Source organism: Streptomyces sp. NPDC048612 (assembly GCF_043199295.1).
Lineage (GTDB): Bacteria > Actinomycetota > Actinomycetes > Streptomycetales > Streptomycetaceae > Streptomyces.
In genome coordinates, this window is the sequence record NZ_JBICVV010000047.1 from 1 (window position 1) to 16,579 (window position 16,579).

At 69.6% G+C, this 16,579-nt stretch carries 12 protein-coding genes; 3 read left to right on the top strand and 9 right to left on the bottom strand.

Going from position 1 to position 16,579, the window contains the following annotated elements:
* Positions 1-310 precede the first annotated feature (310 nt).
* From ACGFN2_RS35420 to thyX, 3 genes are all read right to left on the bottom strand, one after another.
* On the bottom strand, positions 311-1,996 hold the full coding sequence (locus ACGFN2_RS35420; RefSeq protein WP_362613786.1) for a ribonuclease J: 1,686 nt from the start codon (positions 1,994-1,996) through the stop codon (positions 311-313).
* A 114-nt stretch (positions 1,997-2,110) separates the two neighbouring features.
* Entirely contained in the window at positions 2,111-3,010 is a 900-nt protein-coding gene (gene dapA / locus ACGFN2_RS35425; RefSeq protein ID WP_362613788.1) for a 4-hydroxy-tetrahydrodipicolinate synthase, read from the bottom strand.
* A 198-nt stretch (positions 3,011-3,208) separates the two neighbouring features.
* On the bottom strand, positions 3,209-3,967 hold the full coding sequence (thyX, locus tag ACGFN2_RS35430; protein ID WP_393367060.1) for an FAD-dependent thymidylate synthase: 759 nt from the start codon (positions 3,965-3,967) through the stop codon (positions 3,209-3,211).
* Between the two features lie 232 nt (positions 3,968-4,199).
* Here thyX and ACGFN2_RS35435 point away from each other — a divergent pair, with 232 nt between their 5' ends.
* Together ACGFN2_RS35435 and ACGFN2_RS35440 are read left to right on the top strand one after the other, a co-directional pair.
* Positions 4,200-4,436 carry a hypothetical protein gene (locus tag ACGFN2_RS35435; protein WP_127153296.1) on the top strand — a complete coding sequence of 79 codons (237 nt, stop codon included), beginning with the start codon at positions 4,200-4,202 and terminating at the stop codon, positions 4,434-4,436.
* A gap of 102 nt (positions 4,437-4,538) precedes the next feature.
* Positions 4,539-5,096, top strand: coding sequence for a phage holin family protein (locus ACGFN2_RS35440; RefSeq protein WP_362613792.1), 558 nt, complete (start codon positions 4,539-4,541; stop codon positions 5,094-5,096).
* Between the two features lie 84 nt (positions 5,097-5,180).
* Here ACGFN2_RS35440 and ACGFN2_RS35445 read toward each other — a convergent pair whose 3' ends face one another.
* The 6 genes from ACGFN2_RS35445 to eccD all read right to left on the bottom strand — a co-directional run bounded on the left by ACGFN2_RS35445 (position 5,181) and on the right by eccD (position 12,228).
* Entirely contained in the window at positions 5,181-5,636 is a 456-nt protein-coding gene (locus ACGFN2_RS35445; protein ID WP_393367063.1) for a hypothetical protein, read from the bottom strand.
* Between the two features lie 5 nt (positions 5,637-5,641).
* Complete coding sequence (gene dapB / locus ACGFN2_RS35450) at positions 5,642-6,394, bottom strand: 4-hydroxy-tetrahydrodipicolinate reductase (protein WP_393367065.1); 753 nt, start codon at positions 6,392-6,394, stop codon at positions 5,642-5,644.
* 37 nt (positions 6,395-6,431) lie between these two features.
* A complete protein-coding gene (locus ACGFN2_RS35455) occupies positions 6,432-7,811 on the bottom strand; it encodes a M16 family metallopeptidase (RefSeq protein ID WP_393367067.1) in 1,380 nt (459 codons plus the stop codon).
* Positions 7,808-10,027 carry a polyribonucleotide nucleotidyltransferase gene (locus ACGFN2_RS35460; RefSeq protein WP_393367069.1) on the bottom strand — a complete coding sequence of 740 codons (2,220 nt, stop codon included), beginning with the start codon at positions 10,025-10,027 and terminating at the stop codon, positions 7,808-7,810. The genes ACGFN2_RS35455 and ACGFN2_RS35460 overlap by 4 nt, the downstream gene beginning before the upstream one ends.
* Positions 10,028-10,321: 294 nt before the next feature.
* On the bottom strand, positions 10,322-10,609 hold the full coding sequence (gene rpsO, locus ACGFN2_RS35465) for a 30S ribosomal protein S15 (protein WP_006602744.1): 288 nt from the start codon (positions 10,607-10,609) through the stop codon (positions 10,322-10,324).
* A gap of 155 nt (positions 10,610-10,764) precedes the next feature.
* Complete coding sequence (gene eccD, locus ACGFN2_RS35470) at positions 10,765-12,228, bottom strand: type VII secretion integral membrane protein EccD (protein WP_362613804.1); 1,464 nt, start codon at positions 12,226-12,228, stop codon at positions 10,765-10,767.
* Positions 12,229-12,483: 255 nt separating this feature from the next.
* On the opposite strand from eccD, the gene eccCa reads away from it, so the two are divergent.
* Positions 12,484-16,443, top strand: coding sequence for a type VII secretion protein EccCa (gene eccCa / locus ACGFN2_RS35475; protein WP_362613806.1), 3,960 nt, complete (start codon positions 12,484-12,486; stop codon positions 16,441-16,443).
* Positions 16,444-16,579 lie beyond the last annotated feature (136 nt).

Consider the following 16,579-nt stretch of genomic DNA (forward strand, 5'->3'; position numbering starts at 1 on the left):
CCCTGTCGGAGCGGGGCGGCCGCTTCGCTTTCGCTTTTCGGCCTTTCCGACTCTAGCAGATCCGATTTCGTTCCGTTGCCGGTCCGAATTCGTTTTGCTTTCCCGTCGGAGGGGGATTGCCTTTCGGCTGATCCGACTTTATCAGATTGCTCTGGGTCGGAATTCCGCCCGGTTCTTCCCGAGGCGCTCCGTACGCATGGCGCGCGGCGCTTCCCGTTCAGGCGGAGCCGTAAACGTACTGGAGCGGGGCGCCCGGATGCAAATCCGGGCGCCCCGCTCCCACTTGGGCACGTACGTGCGACGTCGTCCGTCAGACCTCGACGACCACGGGGAGGATCATCGGGCGGCGGCGGTAGTTGTCCGACACCCACTTGCCGACCGTGCGGCGGACCAGCTGCTGGAGCTGGTGGGGCTCGGTGATGCCGTCCTGTGCCGACTTGGTCAGGGCCTCGTCGATCTTGGGGACCACGGCGGAGAAGGCCGCGTCGTCGATGCCCGAGCCGCGGGCGTGGATGTCCGGGCCACCGACGATCTTGCCGGTGGTGCTGTCCACGACCACGTAGACCGAGATGATGCCCTCGTCACCGAGGATGCGGCGGTCCTTGAGGTGCGCCTCGGTGACATCGCCGACCGAGAGGCCGTCCACGTAGACATAGCCGGCCTGGACCTTGCCGACGATCCTGGCGACACCGTCGACCAGGTCGACCACCACGCCGTCCTCAGCGATGACGATCCGGTCCTTCCGTACGCCGGTCAGGGCGCCCAGCTCGGCGTTGGCCCGGAGGTGGCGCCATTCGCCGTGCACCGGCATGAGGTTCTTCGGCTTGCAGATGTTGTAGAAGTACAGCAGCTCGCCGGCCGAGGCGTGGCCCGAGACATGGACCTTGGCGTTGCCCTTGTGGACCACATCCGCGCCCCATCGGGTGAGGCCGTTGATCACGCGGTAGACCGCGTTCTCGTTGCCCGGGATGAGGGAGGAGGCCAGGATCACGGTGTCGCCCTGGACGATCCGGATCTGGTGATCGCGGTTGGCCATCCGGGAGAGCGCGGCCATCGGCTCACCCTGGGAGCCGGTGCAGACCAGCACGACCTCGTCGTCGGGGAGATCGTCGAGCGTCTTGACGTCGACGACCAGGCCGGCGGGGACCTTCAGGTAGCCCAGCTCGCGGGCGATGCCCATGTTGCGGACCATCGAGCGGCCGACGAAGGCGACCCGGCGGCCGTACTCGTGCGCCGCGTCGAGGATCTGCTGGATGCGGTGCACATGGCTCGCGAAGCTCGCGACGATGATGCGCTTCTGGGCGTTCGCGAACACCGTGCGCAGGACATTGGAGATGTCCCGCTCGGGCGGGACGAATCCCGGGACCTCGGCGTTCGTGGAGTCGGAGAGGAGAAGGTCGATGCCTTCCTCGCCGAGCCGCGCGAAGGCGGGGAGGTCGGTCAGCCGGCGGTCCAGCGGGAGCTGGTCCATCTTGAAGTCGCCGGTGTGGACGACCATGCCCGCGGGGGTGCGGATGGCGACCGCGAGGGCGTCGGGGATCGAGTGGTTGACCGCGACGAACTCGCAGTCGAACGAGCCGATCCGCTCGGTGTGCCCCTCGGTCACCTCAAGGGTGTAGGGGCGGATGCGGTGCTCCTGGAGCTTGGCCTCGATGAGGGCGAGGGTCAGCTTGGAGCCGATGAGGGGGATGTCCGGCTTCTCGCGCAGGAGGTAGGGGACAGCACCGATGTGGTCCTCGTGCCCGTGCGTGAGCACGATGCCGTCGATGTCGTCGAGGCGGTCCCTGATCGACGTGAAGTCCGGAAGGATCAGGTCGATTCCGGGCTGCTCCTCCTCGGGGAAAAGCACTCCGCAGTCGACGATCAGCAGCCGGCCGTCGTACTCGAAGACCGTCATGTTGCGGCCGATTTCACCCAGGCCGCCGAGGGGGGTGACACGCAGGCCACCCTTGGGAAGCTTCGGCGGGGCGCCGAGCTCAGGATGCGGATGACTCAAAAGACTCTCCTCACCACACGCGCCACGCTGCCGTCGAGGGCACGTGGCGCGCATGACATTCGTGCACTTGCTGTAAGGCGGTTGTTGGTCCGTATTCAGTTATGAAGTCTGTGATCAGAGCTGTACCCCGCCGGCGGCGAGATCGCGCGTCAGCTGCTCGGTCTCCTCGGGGGAGAGCTCCACGAGCGGCAGCCGCAGCGGTCCGGCGGGCAGCCCCTGGAGGCCGAGCGCGGCCTTGGTCGTGATGACGCCCTGGGTGCGGAACATGCCGGTGAAGACGGGCAGCAGCTTCTGGTGGATCTCGGTGGCCTTGGTGACGTCGCCGTTGAGGTGGGCGTCCAGGAGGGCGCGCAGCTCGGGGGTCACGATATGGCCGACCACGGAGACGAAACCGACTGCGCCGACCGAGAGCAGCGGGAGGTTCAGCATGTCGTCGCCGCTGTACCAGGCCAGGCTGGAGCGGGCGATGGCCCAGCTGGCGCGGCCGAGGTCGCCCTTGGCGTCCTTGTTGGCGACGATCCGCGGGTGTTCGGCGAGCCGGACGATGGTCTCGGTGTTGATCGGGACACCGCTGCGGCCCGGGATGTCGTAGAGCATCACCGGGAGGTCGGTGGCGTCCGCGATGGCCGTGAAGTGGCGGAGCAGGCCCTCCTGCGGGGGCTTGCTGTAGTACGGCGTCACCGCGAGCAGGCCGTGGGCGCCGGCGTCCTGGGCGGCGCGGGCCAGCTCCAGGCTGTGGCGGGTGTCGTTGGTGCCGGCTCCGGCGACGACGAAGGCCCGATCGCCCACCGCATCGACCACCGCGCGGACCAGCTGCGCTTTCTCCGCGTCGCTGGTGGTCGGGGACTCTCCGGTGGTGCCGTTGACGACGAGGCCGTCGTTGCCGGCGTCCACCAGATGGGCGGCGAGCCGCTGCGCGCCGTCAAGGTCGAGAGCGCCATCCGCCGTGAACGGCGTGACCATGGCGGTCAGCACCCGCCCGAAGGGGGTCTGCGGTGTGGAAGTCGGAGCCATGGGTCCCACGCTACTCGTAGCTCACCGCGAGATGCGCCTCTGGGGAGCAGGGATGTGGACACCGGCACTGCCTGCTCGGGGGTTCAAGCAGTGCCGGGTCCGTCTGTTCAGCGTAAATGAACTTCTCAAAATGCCGCAATCCGGACACTTCGCACTTCTGTCCTGCGCGCTCCGGTATACGGCCCGCAACCTGCGGCCTTACGGAGCGATCCGGCCATTCGCATTGAATGCGCCGTACGTGAGCGGCATGAGCTTCGCCCAGTGGGCCTCCATCTGCTCGCCGACCATTTCGATCTCCCGCTGCGGGAAGGACGGCACCTTCGCCTGCTCGTGCTGGGTCCGCAGGCCGAGGAAGTGCATCAGGGAGCGGGCGTTGCAGGTCGCGTACATCGACGAGAACAGGCCGACGGGGAGCACCGCGCGGGCGACCTCGCGGGCGACACCGGCGGCGAGCATCTCCTGGTAGGCCTCGTAGGCCCGGCAGTAGGAGTCCTCCATGACGCGGCCGGTGAGCTCGTACTGCGCCGGGGTGCCGTCGACGAACTCGTACTTGCCGGGGCGGCCCTGCTGGACGAGCTTGCGGGACTCGCCGGGGACGTAGAAGACCGGGTCCAGCTGACGGTAGCGGCCGGACTCCTCGTTGTACGACCAGCCGACGCGGTGCCGCATGAACTCGCGGAAGACGAAGATCGGCGCGCTGATGAAGAACGTCATGGAGTTGTGCTCGAAGGGGCTGCCGTGCCGGTCCCGCATGAGGTAGTTGATCAAGCCCTTGGAGCGCTCCGGGTCCTTCTGGAGTTCCTCCAGGGACTGCTCGCCGGCCGTGGAGACGCGGGCCGCCCACAGCACATCGCTGTCCGCGGCGCTGTGCTTGACCAGCTCGACCGTCACCTCGCTCCGGAAGCTGACGGCTGCGCTGTCGGGGCTCTCAGCGCTCTCGGCGGGGGTCTGGGACACCGGCGGTTCCTTCCAATCGTTCCTCGTGCGCGACCACCCTACGGCCCGCCACCGACAGCCCGGGAAAGACGACGTGATGCCGCGTTAGCCGCAAAACGGGCGCTCCATAGCAGCCCACGGGGCGGCGCTTGATATTTTTCACAGAAGTCCCTGAAAACGGGCACCAACCGGACGCCTGACACGTCTAACCCTGTGACAGTGCCCACCTCGAGGTTCCTAGGAGAGCCCGCTCATGTTCCGCCGGCGAGAGCCCGTCCCGTTCGCCTTCGTTGCCGAGGCAGACCGGTTCCGCAGCAATGTCACTCCCCCGCCGCGTCAGCGCGCTTCCCGCGCGCAGCTCCTCGGCCAGTCTCTCATCACGCTGACAGTCGTGGGCGGCCTGGCCGGCGCCCTGCTGTTCGGCGTTCCCGCCCTGCAGCAGGACAGTTCCGGGTCGAGCCGGGTGCATCAGTCCGAGGCGCATCGCTGAACGGGTCGGGCGGCGCGTGCCATGAAGTGGTTCCGCTCCGCCGGTCCCGATAACCTCACCGGTCACAGCTTCCGTCAGCGTGCCCATGAGTGAGGACCAGCCGTGCCCCTGCCCTTTCTGACGGCCGACCGCGACCTCGACCTCGACCCCGGTGCCGCGGAGACCGTCGCACTTCCGCATGACGAGCCCGACCACTGGCGCCGTCCCTACCGCCCCGGACCGTGGCGGGTAGGGGCGGCGGCGGTGTTTTTGCTGCTCGCCTCGTTCGTGCTGCTCTCCGCGATGATCATCGCGATGGCCGGCTCACTGCCCGGCGCCGCGGTCTGCGCGCTCGTCGGGGCGCTGGTGATCGCCCTCGCGGTACGGCTGCTGCGCGTCGGCCTGTGGGTCAGCGCGCAGGGGCTGCGGCAGGTGAACCTGCTGCGTACGGCGACCGAGCCGTGGAGCGCCGTCGCCTCGGTGCGCACCCGCCAGCAGCCGGTGCGCTGGCTGGGGCTGCCGCGGACGGTGCAGGGCCAGGCCCTGATCATCGAGCGGACCGGGGGCGAGCCGTTGCGGACCCTGGTCACCGACCACAACGGCGACTTCCTGTCCCGCCCGGAGGCCTTCGAGCGGGCCGCTGACGTACTGGAGGCCTGGGCCGCGGAGTACCGCGGCTGAGTCCCGGGCGCTCGTCCGCCCGGTACACCGGACCTCGCGCGCCCCGCGGGTCAGGACCGGTCCGGCCCTGATCCTCCGGACGGGTCAGGCGGCCGGGACGGGCTTGTCGTCGTGCAGGGCGATGGCGCGCTGCATCGCCTTGCGGGCGCGCGGGGTGTCCCGGGCGTCGTGGTAGGCGACCGCGAGCCGGAACCACGTACGCCAGTCGCCGGGGGCTTCCTCCGTCTCGGCCTGCCGCCGGGCGAAGACCGCGTCGGCCGCGTCCCGGTCGATCCGGCCGCCGGGGGTGCGCTGGAGTTCGTCGGCGGGCAGCCCGCCCTCGGCCTCCAGCACCCGCGACAGCCGGTGGGCGTCGCGGGCGAAGCGGGTGTTGTGCCAGAGGAACCAGCCGCCGACGCACGGCAGCAGGAAGGCCACCGCCCCCATGCCCATGGCGGCCGGCTCGCCGGTCAGCAGGAGGAGTACGCCCTCCAGCGCCACCACGCCGAACACCAGGACCAGCACGGTGGCGAGGAAGAAGTACGTGATCTTTCCACCCATGGCCGTCAGCCCAGGTCGAGGAAGTTTTCCAGGCCGACGGTCAGGCCCGGGGTGTTCACCACCCGGCGCACACCGAGCAGGATGCCCGGCATGAAGCTGCTGTGGTGGAGGGAGTCATGGCGGATGGTGAGCGTCTCGCCCTCCCCGCCGAAGAGCACCTCCTGGTGGGCCAGCAGACCGCGCAGCCGTACGGAGTGCACGGGCACCCCGTCCACGTCCGCGCCGCGGGCGCCGTCCAGCGCGGTGCTGGTGGCGTCCGGCTGCGGGGCGCAGCCGGCGTCCTCCCGGGCCTTGGCGATCAGCTGGGCGGTGCGGGCGGCGGTGCCGGACGGGGCGTCCGCCTTCTTCGGGTGGTGCAGCTCGACGACCTCGGCCGACTCGAAGAAGCGGGCCGCCTGCTGGGCGAACCGCATGGTCAGCACCGCGCCGATGGAGAAGTTCGGGGCGATGAGCACGCCCGCCCCGGGCGAGGCGGCGAGCGAGGTGCGCAGCTGCGCGAGGCGCTCATCGGTCCACCCGGTCGTGCCGACCACCGCGTGAATCCCGTGCCGCACACAGAAGTCGAGGTTGCCCATCACCGCGCCGGGGTTGGTCAGCTCGACCACGACCTGGGCTCCGGCCTCGACCAGCGTCTCCAGCTTGTCGCCCCGGCCGAGGCCGGCGACCAGCTCCATGTCCTCGGCGTCCTCGACGGCCCGTACGGCCTCGGAGCCGATGCGCCCCTGGGCTCCCAGTACGGCCACGCGCAGCTTGCTCATCGTTTCCCGTCTCTCTCTTGGTGGTATCGCGGCGGGCCTAGGCGACGACGTCGTCCAGCCGGGCCGCCTGCCGTTCCTTCAGCGGGCCGATGACGGACAGCGACGGGCGGGTGCCCAGGATGTCCCGGGCCACCTCGCGCACCTCGTCCGGGGTGACGGCCGCGATCCGGGCCAGCATGTCGTCGACCGACATCTGCTCGCCCCAGCACAGCTCGCTCTTGCCGAGGCGGTGCATCAGCGCGCCGCTGTCCTCCAGGCCGAGGACGGTGGAGCCGCGCAGCTGGCCGATCGCGCGGCGGATCTCGTCGTCGGTGAGGCCGTGCGACGCCACCTGGTCGAGTTCGTCGCGGCAGATCTTGAGGACGTCGTGCACCTGGCTGGGGCGGCAGCCGGCGTAGACGCCGAACAGGCCGCAGTCGGCGAAGCCCGAGGTGTAGGAGTACACGCTGTAGGCCAGGCCGCGCTTCTCGCGCACCTCCTGGAAGAGGCGGGAGCTCATCCCGCCGCCCAGGGCGGTGTTCAGCACGCCCATCGCCCAGCGCCGGTCGTCGTTGCGCGCCATCCCGGGCATCCCGAGGATCACATGGGCCTGCTCGGTCTTGCGGTTGAGCAGTTCGACGCGGCCGGCGGTGCGCAGGGTGCGGCTGCCGGAGCGCGGCGCCATCGGGACGGCGTCCGTCCGGTCCAGGGCCCCGGCCTGCTCGAAGGCGCGGCGGACCAGGCGGACGACCTTGGCGTGGTCGATGTTGCCGGCGGCCGTGACGACCAGGTGGGTGGGGTCGTAGTGCTTCTTGTAGAAGCGGCGGATGCGCTCGGGGGTGAGGGCGTTGACGGTGTCGACGGTGCCCAGGACCGGGCGGCCGAGCGGGGTGTCGCCGAGCATGGTGTGCGCGAACAGGTCGTGCACACAGTCGCCCGGGTCGTCCTCGGTCATCGCGATCTCTTCGAGGATGACGCCGCGCTCGGCGTCCACGTCCTCGGCCTCCACCAGCGAGCTGGTGAGCATGTCGCACACCACGTCGATGGCGAGCGGAAGATCGGTGTCCAGCACCCGCGCGTAGTAGCAGGTGTACTCCTTCGCGGTGAAGGCGTTCATCTCGCCGCCGACCGCGTCGACCGCGGCGGAGATGTCCAGTGCGCTGCGCCGCTCGGTGCCCTTGAAGAGCAGGTGCTCCAGGTAGTGCGTGGCGCCGTTCAGCGACGGGGTCTCGTCACGGGAGCCGACGTTCGCCCAGATCCCGAAGGTGACGGAGCGGACCGTCGGCAGCGTCTCGGTGACGATGCGCAGACCGCCGGGCAGGGTGGTCCGGCGGACCTCGCCGGCGCCCGCGGTGCCCTTGAGAAGCGTTTGGGTACGGGCGACGGCCCGCCCCTCCGTGGAGGTGCGGGCCGTCGTCGTGTGCGTACGGGACGTCACTTGGCGGCGTCGTCCTTCGTGTCCTCGGCCGCATCCTCTTCCTCGATCACCGGGATCAGGGAGAGCTTGCCGCGCTGGTCGATCTCGGCGATCTCGACCTGGACCTTGGCGCCGACCGCGAGCACGTCCTCGACGTTCTCCACGCGCTTGCCACCGGCGAGCTTGCGGATCTGCGAGATGTGCAGCAGGCCGTCCTTGCCCGGGAGCAGGGAGACGAACGCACCGAAGGTCGTGGTCTTGACGACCGTGCCCAGGTAGCGCTCGCCGACCTCCGGCATGGTCGGGTTGGCGATGCCGTTGATCGTGGCGCGGGCGGCCTCGGCGGCCGGACCGTCGGCGGCACCGATGTAGATGGTGCCGTCGTCCTCGATCGTGATGTCGGCGCCGGTGTCCTCCTGGATCTGGTTGATCATCTTGCCCTTGGGGCCGATGACCTCACCGATCTTGTCCACCGGGATCTTGACGGTGATGATCCGCGGGGCGTTCGGGGACATCTCGTCCGGAACGTCGATGGCCTCGTTCATCACATCGAGGATGTGCAGACGGGCGTCGCGGGCCTGCTTCAGCGCGGCGGCCAGGACCGAGGCGGGGATGCCGTCGAGCTTGGTGTCGAGCTGCAGCGCGGTCACGAACTGCTTGGTGCCGGCGACCTTGAAGTCCATGTCACCGAAGGCGTCCTCCGCACCGAGGATGTCGGTGAGGGCGACGTAGTGGGTCTGGCCGTCGATCTCCTGGGAGATCAGGCCCATGGCGATACCGGCGACCGGGGCCTTGAGGGGCACACCGGCGTTCAGCAGCGACATGGTGGAGGCGCAGACGGAGCCCATGGACGTCGAGCCGTTGGAGCCCAGCGCCTCGGAGACCTGGCGGATCGCGTAGGGGAACTCCTCGCGGGTCGGCAGGACCGGCATGATGGCGCGCTCGGCGAGCGCGCCGTGGCCGATCTCGCGGCGCTTGGGGGCGCCCACGCGGCCGGTCTCACCGACGGAGTACGGCGGGAAGTTGTAGTTGTGCATGTAGCGCTTGCGGGTCACCGGGGAGAGGGTGTCCAGCTGCTGCTCCATGCGGAGCATGTTGAGGGTGGTGACGCCCAGGATCTGGGTCTCGCCACGCTCGAACAGGGCGGAGCCGTGCACCCGCGGGATGGCCTCGACCTCGGCGGCGAGCGTACGGATGTCCGTGACGCCGCGGCCGTCGATGCGCTTCTTCTCCTTGATGACGCGCTCACGGACCAGGGTCTTGGTCAGCGAGCGGTACGCGGCGGAGATCTCCTTCTCGCGGCCCTCGAACTCCGGCAGCAGCTTCTCGGCGGCCAGACCCTTGACGCGGTCCAGCTCGTTCTCGCGCTCCTGCTTGCCGGCGATGGTCAGCGCCTGGGAGAGCTCGTCCTTGACGGCCTTGGTGAGGGCCTCCAGGACGTCGTCCTGGTAGTCGAGGAAGATCGGGAACTCGCCGACGGGCTTGGCGGCCTTGGCGGCGAGGTCCGACTGGGCCTTGCACAGCACCTTGATGAAGGGCTTGGCGGCTTCCAGACCGGCGGCGACGACCTCTTCGGTCGGGGCCTCGGCGCCGTCCTTGACCAGCTGGATGGTCTTCTCGGTGGCCTCGGCCTCGACCATCATGATCGCGACGTCGCCGTCCGGGAGGACGCGGCCGGCCACGACCATGTCGAAGACGGCGTCCTCAAGCTCGGTGTGGGTCGGGAACGCCACCCACTGGCCGTTGATCAGCGCGACACGGGTGCCGCCGACGGGGCCGGAGAAGGGCAGGCCGGCCAGCTGCGTGGAGCAGGAGGCGGCGTTGATCGCGACCACGTCGTAGAGGTGGTCGGGGTTGAGCGCCATGACCGTCTCGACGATCTGGATCTCGTTGCGCAGGCCCTTCTTGAAGGAGGGGCGCAGCGGCCGGTCGATCAGCCGGCAGGTGAGGATCGCGTCCTCGGAGGGGCGGCCCTCACGGCGGAAGAAGGAGCCGGGGATCTTCCCGGCCGCGTACATCCGCTCCTCGACGTCGACGGTCAGCGGGAAGAAGTCCAGCTGGTCCTTCGGGGTCTTGGAAGCGGAGGTGGCCGACAGCACCATGGTGTCGTCGTCCAGGTACGCCACGGCGGAACCGGCGGCCTGCTTGGCCAGGCGGCCCGTCTCGAAGCGGATGGTGCGGGTGCCGAAGGAACCGTTGTCGATCACGGCCTCGGCGTAGTGGGTCTCGTTCTCCACCAGGAATATCTCCTCGTATGTGTCCGCTGCCCGTGTGGCAGGGGACCGTCGTCGGTGGAGCGCCGGTACGGGCCGGTCTTCGATCGAAGCACCCGGAGCGGTGACCACGGGTGTCCGTGGATCTTCCGGGGGCCACTACCGAGGACCGGCGGCCAGGTGGCGCTCCTACCGCATTCGCTTTTTGCGATATGGCACCAGACTACAAAGCTTCCGTCCACCTCGCGGCGGGACGGAGGTCCGGTGCGTATGGCAAAGGGAGCGGCCCCCGGTGGGAACCGCTCCCTCTACGGCGTCTTACTTGGCGCCCGCCGCGCCGCGGCGGATGCCCAGGCGCTCGACCAGCGCACGGAAGCGCGTGATGTCCTTCTTCGCCAGGTACTGCAGCAGGCGGCGGCGCTGGCCGACGAGCAGCAGCAGACCACGGCGGGAGTGGTGGTCGTGCTTGTGGGTCTTGAGGTGCTCGGTCAGGTCCGAGATGCGACGGGAGAGCATCGCGACCTGAACCTCGGGGGAACCGGTGTCACCCTCCTTGGTGGCGAACTCGGCCATGATCTGCTTCTTCGTAGCGGCGTCGAGCGACACGCGGTACTCCTCTTGGTTTCGGCCCGTGAGCGCCCCTGGTTTGCTTCACAGGGAATCTTGGATGACTCGACCGGGCCGTCACACAGCGTACCAGCTGGCGACGGCCCCCCGACCGGCTGGTCGGGGGGCCGTGGGAAGGGCCGGTGCGCCGGGGGCTAGCTGCTGCTGGTGAGGCCGCGGACCGTGGCGTACACGTCCAGGACCGCCAGGCACAGCGGCACCAGGGACAGCAGGATCAGACCGTCGAAGAGGTCGAAGATCCGGCCCCAGAAGGGGGTGACACCCTTGCGCGGGACGACCAGGCCGACGCCCACCAGGAGGGCGGCGCCCGCCGCGATGCTGCTGGTGAACCAGACGGTGCGGATGTTCAGCGGTCCGGAGTCCTGGAACTTGGCCAGGTCCACGAAGATGTCCAGCGGCGGGTTCAGGGTGAGGCCCAGGATCAGCAGGACGATCGTGAGGATGCCCGCGATGGTCAGGCAGGCGACCTGCGCGGTGTAGTCGAAGAGCCGGGCGCGCAGCATGATCGTGATGCCCGCGGCCAGCGCCAGCAGCTGCGCCCACATGTTGTCGGAGAAGCCGAGGACCACACCGGCCGAGCCGACGACCAGGGCGGAGCAGCCGGCGACGAGGCCGAGCAGCAGCTCGTGGCCGCGCTTGGCCTGGTTGCCGATCTTGACGAAGTCGACGGACTCGGTCTCGCCGCTGTTGTCGTAGGAGCCCTTGGCGATCTGGTCGGGCGACTTGTAGCCGATGGGCAGCCGGGCGAAGCGTGCGGAGAGGCCGGGCAGCCAGGCGACCAGGGCGATGGCGACGACGGCGGTGACGGCGGCGACCTCGCTGGGGCCGGCGTCGGTGAGGATCGCGGCGAAGACCGCGAGGGTGCCCATGGCGGAGAGGAACGCGGCGGCGACGAAGGGTGCGTCACCGCGCGGCAGCAGGACCACCAGGAGCGCCGAGGCGATCAGTACGGTCACACAGCCGACGAGGAGGTGCAGCCGGCCGGGGCCGCCCTCCTCCGCCGGGAAGATCCCGGAGCCGGCGAGCAGCAGGTGCGGAAGTGCGGCCAGGCCCAGCGCGATGGAGGAGCCGTGGTCGTCGTAGACGCGGGCGCGGACGCCGGCCAGTGCGACCAGGACGATGCCGACGACACCGGCGATGATGCCGGGCAGCCGGTGCATGTCGCGCTCGGCGGGGTTCGAGAACCACAGGGCGAACGCCATCATGACCAGCAGGAGCACACCGGCGCTCAGGCCGACGACGTGCATGAGGTCGTCGCTCCAGCGGCTGCGGTTGCGCTTGACCGCGGAGGCGACGGCGTCGGAGACGTCGTCGAAGACCGGGAGCGGCAGCGATTCGGCGAACGGCTTCAGGAGAAGGAGGTCGCCGTCGAGGATCTGCTGCTGCGCGAGCGACTGCCCGGCGTCAAGAACCGTGCCGTCGCGGCGTACTAGGTGATAGCCGGTCGGGGCGCCCTCCGCCTGGGACTGGCCGGAGAGCCGCAGAATCTCCGGATAAATGTCCACGAGTGCGACGTCTTCCGGCAGAGCCACATCGATCCGTGCATCCGGCGCGGCGACTGTGACCCGGCAAAAGCCGGTGCCAGTGCTCGTGCTCACCTGGCGGTTCCCCCTATCCGTTGGGCGTTTTGTCGCGTCGCGCGCCCTATATATAGAAGCCGTCTCTACGGGGCTGTGGCACGCTCGCGAGGCGTCAGCGTACCGTCCAATTCGGCGGCTGCCCCACCCACCCCGAGGCTCGGCGGTTAACAGTAGGATCAACGCCTGCGTCGGGCCACGTACTTGGCTCGGGGGACCGTCGAATCCAACGGGGGCGGTCCGAGACTGCGAGATGCATGAAGGACTGATGCCTCGGTGAGCGTTGTCATCGTCAAGCGCCCGCCCCGCGCGCTGCCACCCGAAGTCCCCTCGGAGGAGGTGACACTCGAGGCACCTCCGGAGCTTCCGCGTGAGGGCGAATCAGAGAACATGCTGATGACCCTTATGCCCATGATGGGCATGGCGTCCTCGGCGGGATTCTTGTTCATGGGCAATCAGCCGTTCATGAAAATCATGGGCGGCTTTATGGTGGCGTCCACTCTGGCAATGGCGATCGTGCAGATCGTCAAGGCTCGGCAAGGGCCTTCCGGGCAAATGCTCCAGGAACGCCAGGATTACCTCAAGTACCTTACGCAGAAGCGAAAAGAGGTACGGCGCACCGCGCGTAAGCAGCGGGACGCCCAGCTGTTCACCCACCCCGACCCGAGCCAGTTGTGGGCCGTCGTGGCCGAAGGCAAGCGGGTGTGGGAACGGCGGTCGACCGATCCGGACTTCGGGCAGGTACGGCTGGGGCTCGGGCCGCAGCAGCTGGCCACCCCGCTGCGGGCCCCGGAGACCGCTCCGGTCGACGAGCTGGAGCCACTCACCGCGCATGCGATGAAGGAATTCCTCGACAAGCACGGGCACTTGGACAACCTGCCGCTCGCGGTCTCGCTGCGCGCCTTCTACCACCTGACCGTCTCCGGTGACCCGGACACGGTCTACGGCGCCTCCCGTGCCATCCTCGCCCAGCTGTGCACCCTGCACTCGCCCGAGGACCTGGTCGTGGCGGTCGTCGCCGCGCCCGGTGCGCAGGCGGAGTGGGAGTGGACCAAGTGGCTGCCGCACGTGCAGGACAAGACCACGGACGGCGCCGGGTCGCGCCGGCTGGTCGTCGGTGACCTCGGTGAGGTCGAGGAGCTGCTCGCGGACGACCTGGACGGCCGCGGCCGCTTCAACCCGCAGGGCACTCCGGTGACCGACTCCCCGCACGTGGTGATCGTGCTGGACGGCGGCGACGTGCCGATGGACTCGGTGATCGCCGGGGCCGAGGGCCTCCAGGGCGTCACCATCCTGGAGGTCGTGCCGGGCGATCTGGACGAGATCCGGGGCGGGCTGGCCGTGCAGGTCCAGCCGGGCAAGCTGGTGCTGGAGTCGGCCAGCGGCGCGGTCTACCACGGTGTCTGCGACACCCTGTCGATCCCCGAGTCGGAGGCGCTGGCCCGCCAGCTGGCCCCGCTGCGGGCGGGTGCCGGTGCCGACGGCGAGGAACCGCTGCTGTCCGCCCTGGACTTCACCGACCTGCTCAACATCGGCGACGCCGGTGCCCTGGATGTGGCGCGCACCTGGCGGCCGCGGACGCTGGCCGAGCGGCTGCGCGTCCCGATCGGTGTCGACCGCGACGGCCAGCCGGTCATGCTCGACATCAAGGAAGCCTCGCAGCAGGGCATGGGCCCGCACGGCCTGTGTGTCGGTGCGACCGGTTCGGGTAAGTCCGAGGTGCTGCGCACCCTGGTGCTCGCCCTGGCGGTCACCCACTCCTCCGAGACGCTCAACTTCATCCTCGCGGACTTCAAGGGTGGCGCCACCTTCACCGGTATGTCGGAGATGCCGCACGTCGCGGCGGTCATCACCAACCTCGGTGAGGACGTCACCCTGATCGACCGCATGCGCGACTCGATCACCGGTGAACTCCAGCGCCGTCAGGAGCTGCTGCGCTCCGCGGGCAACTACGCCAACATCACCGACTACGAGAAGGCGCGTGCCGCGGGTGCCCCGCTGGACCCGCTGCCGTCCCTGGTGATGATCATCGACGAGTTCTCCGAGCTGCTCGCCGCCAAGCCCGACTTCATCGAGATGTTCATCCAGATCGGCCGGATCGGCCGTTCGATGGGTGTGCACATGCTGCTCGCCTCGCAGCGTCTGGAAGAGGGCAAGCTGCGCGGTCTGGACACCTTCCTGTCCTACCGGCTGGGTCTGCGGACGTTCTCCGCGGCCGAGTCGCGGACCGCGATCGGTGTGCCGGACGCCTACCACCTGCCGAACGTCCCCGGTTCCGGCATCCTGAAGTACGACACCGAGACGATGGTCCAGTTCAAGGCCGCGTACGTGTCCGGTACCTACCGCGGCCCGGGCGGCGGCGGACGGAGCGGGTCCGGCGGCCGGTCGACGCGGATGCCGGTGCCGTTCACCGCGGCCCCGGTCGCCGAGCAGATCGTCGAGGAGCCGATCGCCGTCGAGGCAGCCGAGCCGGAGATCGACGACGCGCTGGCCGACACCGTGCTGGACGTGATGGTGCAGCGGATGCAGGGCCAGGGCCCGCCGGCGCACCAGGTGTGGCTGCCCCCGCTGGAGGAGGCGCCCACCGTCAACCAGCTGCTGCCCGCCCTCGCGGTCACCCCCGAACGGGGTGTGCACGCGGCGGAGTACACCGCGCTCGGCAAGCTCGTGGTGCCGGTCGCTCTGGTGGACAAGCCGTTCGAGCAGCGGCGTGACGTGATGTACCTGGACTTCTCCGCCGGTGCCGGTCACGGCCTGGTCGTGGGTGGTCCGCAGTCCGGCAAGTCCACGCTGATCCGGGCCGCCATCGCCTCGTTCGCGCTCACCCACACCCCGGCCGAGGTGCAGTTCTACTGCCTCGACTTCGGTGGCGGCGGCATGCTGACCCTGGAGGACCTGCCGCACGTCGGTGGGGTCGCCTCGCGTCTGGACGCCGAGAAGGTGCGCCGTACGGTCTCCGAGGTCGTCGGCATCCTCAACGAGCGTGAGGAGTTCTTCCGGGCCAACAGCATCGACTCGATCGCGACCTACCGCCAGCGTCGGGCGTCGGGCGCCTACCCCGACCAGAAGTGGGGCGACGTCTTCCTGGTCATCGACGGCTGGGCGACGTTCAAGACCGACTACGAGCAGATGGACCCGGTGATCCTGGACATCGCCGCCCGGGGTCTCGGTTTCGGTGTCCACCTGATCATCGCCGGCGCGCGCTACACCGAGGTGCGTCCCGCGCTGCGCGACCAGCTGCTCAACCGTGTCGAGCTGCGCCTGGGCGACCCGATGGAGTCGGAGTTCGACCGCAAGCGCGCGGAGAACGTGCCGATGGGCAAGCCCGGTCGCGGTATGTCCCCCGAGAAGCTCGACTTCCTGGCGGCGCTGCCGCGGCTGGACGGGATGAGCGACCCGGAGACGCTCAGCGACGGCATCGCGAACCTGGTGTCGACGGTCAGCGAGCACTGGCAGGGCGAGCCCGCCCCCGCGGTGCGGATGCTGCCCACGATGCTGCACGTCAACGAGCTGCCCAAGGGCAACGACTACCCGCAGCACGGCATCGCGATCGGTGTCGACGAGACCACGCTGTCCCCGGCGTTCATCGACTTCGAGACCGACCCGCTGCTGGTCATCTACGGCGAGAGCGAGTCCGGCAAGTCCTCGCTGCTGCGTCTGCTGGCCAAGCAGATCGCCGAGCGGTACCCGTCGGACAAGGCGCTGATGGTGGTCTCCGACTACCGGCGCGCGCAGCTCGGCGAGATGCCCGAGAGCCACATGTACAAGTACTGTGCCGCGGGGCCGCAGTTGCAGGAGGTCATCTCCGGTCTGGCCGGTTCGCTGGGCCGGCGGATGCCGGGCCCGGACGTCACGCCGGAGCAGCTGCGCAACCGCAGCTGGTACGACCTGCCGGACGCGTTCGTCATCGTGGACGACTACGACCTGGTGGCGACCAGCAGCGGCAACCCGCTGCAGCCGCTGCTGGAGTACCTGCCGTTCGCCCGTGACCTGGGTCTGCGTCTGATCATCGCGCGCAGCTCGTCGGGTGCCGGACGGTCGTCCTTCGAGCCCGTGATGCAGCGCACCAAGGAGCTCGGTGCGCAGGGTCTGATCCTGTCCGCCGACCCGTCCGAGGGTCCGCTGATGGGCAACATCAAGGGCCAGAGCCTGACGCCCGGTCGGGCCATGTTCATCACGCGCAAGCGTGGTGCGCAGCTGGTCCAGACGGGCTGGCTGCCGGCGAACAGCCGCTGACCGGACCGCACGACGGCAACGGCGGTGGGGGGGGGCCCCCGGGGGGGGGGGCCCCCCCCCCCCGGGGGTGGGGGGGGGGGGGGGGCGGGGCCCCCCGGGGGGGGCCCCCCCCCCCCCCGGGCCCCGCCCCCCCCGG

What these genes read in the sequence shown, in the direction of transcription:
- ACGFN2_RS35435 (WP_127153296.1), top strand. Translation starts at nt 4,200, where the DNA reads ATGTTCCGCCGGCGAGAGCCCGTCCCGTTCGCCTTCGTTGCCGAGGCA.
- ACGFN2_RS35445 (WP_393367063.1), bottom strand. Translation starts at nt 5,636, where the DNA reads ATGGGTGGAAAGATCACGTACTTCTTCCTCGCCACCGTGCTGGTCCTG.
- dapB (WP_393367065.1), bottom strand. Translation starts at nt 6,394, where the DNA reads ATGAGCAAGCTGCGCGTGGCCGTACTGGGAGCCCAGGGGCGCATCGGC.
- dapA (WP_362613788.1), bottom strand. Translation starts at nt 3,010, where the DNA reads ATGGCTCCGACTTCCACACCGCAGACCCCCTTCGGGCGGGTGCTGACC.